Genomic DNA, 5,413 nt, shown 5'->3' with positions numbered 1-5,413 from the left:
AGAAAACACCTATCAAAATGGGGAGCTTGTAAAAAAGATCGAATACTATCCGACAGGAAAAAAATCCAAAGAAGCTACATACAGCGATAAAGGAGAATCGGAAATGTATTCGCTTTACGACGAAAATGAAAACAAATATTTCGAAGGAAAATACAAAAAGAATGAGCTGAAAAGTGCGATTCAAATTACTAAAAACCCCCCTAAACCAACACCAATAAACATCAACAAAAAACCGGTGCAGTTTAAAAACTTCAACGGCGATGTCATTATTAGCGGTGAATTTGAAAAAGGACAGAAAAACAATGTCTGGGAGCAGCGATATTCCAATGGTATAGTTAAATTCAAAGAGACTTACAAAAAAGGCGTTCAGGAAGGATTAGCGCATAACTACAACAGGGACGGTTCTTTAAATTCCATAACCAATTATGCCAACAATAAAATAAGCGGTTTGTATGAAGGTTTTGATTTTGGTGTTCAGGATGAATCAACGTATTTTGATAACGGAGAAAAAAACGGACCATTTAAAACATTTTTTGCCGATGGATCAACAGAATCCGAAGGTTTTTACACCAACGATGAGTTAATCGGCGAGAAAATAGAATACTGGATGAACGGTAAACTGAAATCAAAAACTGATTATGTAGAGGATGAAGTTACTTCTTTCAAAAGATTTGACACAAACGGTGAGCCGGTTTCTTCTGTAGACTATAAAAACCGCAGTGGTAATTTTACGATAAATCTATACAATGGTACAGTTATCGAAAATTACGATATGGTTAATGGATACTTTAACGGAAAGTACATCGAGAAAGACAAAGACAACAGCCTTATTGTAGACGGTGAGTTTGTAAACGGAATGCGAAACAACTATATCAATTTCTATGGCCCGGCCGGTAAACTATCGCATGAGCGACCTATGTATTGCGGAAAACTTCACGGACTGCAAAAACAATACGATCTTGCAGGAAACTTAAGAATTGCAGATGAATACATCTTTGGTAATGAGTACGGAAAAACAACCCGATACTTCCACAATAAAGCAAAAGTATACGAGTATACACAACTGGATAACCTTCTTGAGGGAGATTATACGTATTACAACCAAAAAGGAGAAGCTCTTTTAATTGTGGGTTATCAAAATAATGCTGCAAAATATTACATCCGAAAAGGAAAAGACGGACAATTGAACGACAAAGTTGAAATCATCAACGAAACAGGTGAAATTTCCTCTTTTTATCCTAATGGAAAATTGGCAGCAACACTAACTCTTGACAAAGGAAACTGGGAAGGTAAATTCATCATTAACAATGTTGAAGGAAAACCGGAAATTGTAACCGATTACAAGAAAAACTTTGCCGAAGGAGAGCGTTTAGAATATTATCCTAACGGAAAAGTATACAAAGTGGAAAGACTGAAAGCCGGTGATTTTGACGGATTACAGGAGTACTTCGCTGAAAATGGCAACAGAATAATTTCTGCCAACTACAAAAACAATAATTTACACGGTGACGTTATTATATATAAAGACAACAAACCAGTGGTAACAAAAAAATACGATACTAATGAATTGGTCCAAATCATTAAATAATCTGGTAATGGTAGGCTCGGTACTTTGTTGTATCGACGCCTACAGCCAGAATACGATAAAAGAATACAAGGTTAAGTATCCGGATTACAATGAGCTTATTTTAAATGACATCCAGTCCTATAAAATATCCATTGAGGACGATAAATTAAAGATTTTTCAGGACAACCTTTCTGAAACAATGATTTTATCCGATATCGGAATCCACAACAACAAAGAATCTTTTACGCATTCCGATCTTGTTAAATTGGTTGATTATGAAGCCTATTCGGTTGTTAACGACAAAGGGAAGGAAAAGAAAATCAAAGTAACCCAAACCAATGAGAAATTCCATGATGACGGCAGTGTATTCCACAGCGCCATAAAGGAAAAACAGGTTATATTCCCTAATCTTGAAACCGGAGCAAAAAAAGTTCTTAATTACACGACCGAATTTGTCGATCCGCATTTATTACACAAATTTGTTTTTGGCAGCGGTTTACCAATTGAGAACTCTTCATTGGAAATTACAACCGACAAAAATATCACTATCGGTTACAAAATATTTAACGACCCGGAGAATAAAATAGAATTCACCAAGACCGAGAAAAAAGGTAAAATCCATTACAAATGGACGCTTAAAGACATAAAGCCTCTAAAATCGGAAGAGTTTGCACCAGGCTTCTTATACTTCGTTCCTCATATCGACGTATACATTAAAGATTATACCGTTGACGGAAAAAAAATAGACGTTTTGGATGATGTGGCGAAATTGTATGCCTATTACCGTGGTTTTGTGGGCAACCTGAACAAAACTGAAGATCCTGCACTAAAAGCTCTTGTAGAAAAAATTACAGCTGATAAAACAACCGAGAGTGAAAAAGTAAAAAGCATTTATTACTGGGTAAAAGACAATATCAAATATGTCGCTTTCGAACAAGGCTACGAAGGTTTTATCCCAAGGGAAGCCAAACTTGTTTACGAACGAAAATTTGGGGATTGTAAAGACATGGCGAGTATCATCACAGCAATGTCGCGTCTGGCCAACATCAATAACGTTTACATTACCTGGATCGGAACAAGGGAAATTCCTTATTCGTATTCTGAATTGGCTACTCCTGCCGTTGATGATCACATGATAGCCACTTACAAAAGAGGAAACGAATACATTTTCCTGGACGGAACCGACAAAGAGACGGAATTCGGTTCACCTTCTTCTTTCATACAAGGCAAGGAAGCATTGGTAGATGAAAACGGGACTTTCAAAGTTATCAATGTCCCTGTGGTAGCTTCTGCCAAAAACGAAGTAAGGGAAACGCTGAAGCTGAAAATCGACAACGATGTTCTTTCAGGAAACGGAACCCTGTCTTTCTATGGCTATAACAAAGGGCATTATTTGATGCAGATTGGCGATGCTACCGGAAAAACACGTTTCGAGATGATTAAAAGCCTTGTTCTTAAGGGGAATAACAAGTTCAATTTAAAAGAATATACAGAAGCCAACATCACAGACAAAGACAAGCCGTATGAAGTTAATTATAATTTCGAACTGGAAAACTATGTCCTTAAAGCGGATGATGAAATCTATGTGAATTTAAATCTGGACAAAGCTTTTGAAAGCCTTATTCTGGAAGAAGACAGAAAATATAAAATCGAACTGGATTTCTTAACGTACAACAATGCCAATTATGAATTGGAAATCCCAAAAGGTTATACTGTCTCTTATCTTCCTAAAAACACAGCATTCAATAATGATTTGATGGATGTGGAAATTACTTATGAGCAAAAGGAGAACAAAATCATTTTGAACACAAAAATCAAAATCAAAAAAATCCTTTTTGAAAAAAATGAAAAAGATCTTTGGAATCAGTCCATTAAGAATCTTAAAAAAGCCTATAACGAGTCGATAATCCTTAAAATTAAAAAATGAGAAGATCCCTATTGAAAAAAACGCTTTCCATTGCATTTTTCCTTTATGCCTTTTCCGGCAATGCCCAGGAATACACTTTTAAAAACTATAATTGGGATGAAAAGTTAACTGCAATAGAAGTTCCGGAGAAATACAAAACTCTAAATGAGGTAGTTCTTGAGCGCGATATTAAAATCGAATTGATAAATGACAAGGGAGCGGCTAAACAGTTTTATCTTCTTCACGAGAAAATAGCCGTAAACACTGATGACGCTATCGAACGAAACAACAGAGTTTATATCCCACACACAAGCAGTGAAAACCTTTTGGTTAAGAAAGTGCGTGTTTTTTTAAAAAACGGTAAAGTCATCACGTTTGACAATGCTGATATCAAAGAAGAAACCGATGAGGAAAGAAATATAAAGTACAGCTATTTTGCCATTACAGGATTGGAAAAAGGTGCCATTATCGAAAAATTCTTCATCTTACAGGAAGATCCTGATTTGGACGGGAATTCAGTGAAAATCCAAGACGAATATGTTATTGGTAAAATGTCATTTGAATTGATCTATCCGGAACATCTTATATTTAAGACAAAAACCTATAACGGACTGAAAGAAGTTACCGTGGATGAAAAAAAATTCGAATCGAAAAAGGTAGTTACGCTGACAGAAAACGATATTCCGGCTCTTGAAAAAAACGAAGAGTATGCAAACAGGAATGCCGCTTTAAAAATTATCCGCTACAAGTTGGATGAAAATCTTTATAACGGATCAAAAAACCTGTACAATTTTAAAACATTCGCATCGAACATCTACGACAGATTGCACCAGCCATTAGAGAAAAAAGACACTAAAGCAGTGGCCGATTTTTGTAAAACAATCACAAATTCCAAGGATACAAAAGAACTGATCTGGAATATTGAAGATAAGATTAAAAAGACGGTTGCTTATGATAAGTATGTTGACAACAAAAGTGCTATCGGGGAAATTATCAAAACCAAACAGGCAAATCAATTTGACATCTTAAGATTATATGTTGCCATTTTTGATCATTTTAAAATCGAAAACAATATCGTTTTAACTTCCGAGCGTTCTTCTGTTCCATTTGACAAAGAATTCGAAAGTTATGAGAATCTGGATGAACTGTTATTTTATTTCCCGTCAATAGATAAATATATGACGCCAACGGAAATTGAATACAGAATTCCATTATTCCCGGCACAGTTGGGTAACAACAATGGTTTATTCATCAAATCGAAAGAGTTTGCCGGTGTAATGATGGCCGTTAGCGAAATTAAATTCATTACCCTACCAGGAACAGAATTGACAACAGATACGATGGAAATCACTATTGACTTATCTAAAGATATAGAAAACCCAACGGTAAGTTCTAAATTCTCATATGGAGGCTACTCTGCCATGAATTTCCAACCGATAAAGGACTTTGTTTCAAATGACGATTACAAAACCATTTTTAATTCGGTAATCGAAAATTACACTAATAAAAAGGAAAATGGAAATTTCAAAACCGCTAATGAAGGCACGGCTAATGTCGGCAAAAACCCATTCCTTTTAGAGTTCAACTATTCAGGTAACGAATTAGTGCAAAAAGCAGGTAACAACTATCTGTTATCATTAGGCTTGGTTATCGGAAAACAAATGGAACTTTATCAGCAAAACAAAAGGTTATTGCCAGTCGAGATCGATTATCCACATGCTTATACGAGAAAAATAAAAGTTATACTTCCGGCTAACGTAGACACAAAAAATCTGGACAAAATAAACATGAACAAGACTTTGGTTCTAGACAATAAAACAGAAGCCCAGTTTAAGAGTACATACAACAAAGCTGGTAACGAAGTAATAATTGATAATATTGAATTTTACAATATAGTCAACTATCCTTTAGACAAATTTGAAGAATATAAAACAGTAATT

3 protein-coding genes are annotated in these 5,413 nt (G+C 35.3%); all 3 read left to right on the top strand.

The genetic code is table 11. The features are described from left to right. Window positions 1-1,588 (top strand): toxin-antitoxin system YwqK family antitoxin (locus VLB74_RS10835; protein ID WP_325203475.1); only part of this gene is annotated, 1,588 nt, incomplete at its 5' end. Continuing rightward, window positions 1,563-3,494 carry a transglutaminase domain-containing protein gene (locus VLB74_RS10830; protein ID WP_325203474.1) on the top strand — a complete coding sequence of 644 codons (1,932 nt, stop codon included), beginning with the start codon at window positions 1,563-1,565 and terminating at the stop codon, window positions 3,492-3,494. The genes VLB74_RS10835 and VLB74_RS10830, both read left to right, overlap by 26 nt. Then, window positions 3,491-5,413, top strand: a 1,923-nt coding sequence (locus VLB74_RS10825) for a DUF3857 domain-containing protein (protein WP_325203473.1), incomplete at its 3' end; no start/stop codon positions are given. The genes VLB74_RS10830 and VLB74_RS10825, both read left to right, overlap by 4 nt.

It is taken from the genome of Flavobacterium sp. (assembly GCF_035456225.1).
Classification (GTDB): domain Bacteria; phylum Bacteroidota; class Bacteroidia; order Flavobacteriales; family Flavobacteriaceae; genus Flavobacterium.
Note: the sequence above shows the minus strand (reverse complement) of the source record. Positions and strands in the feature narration are given on the sequence as shown.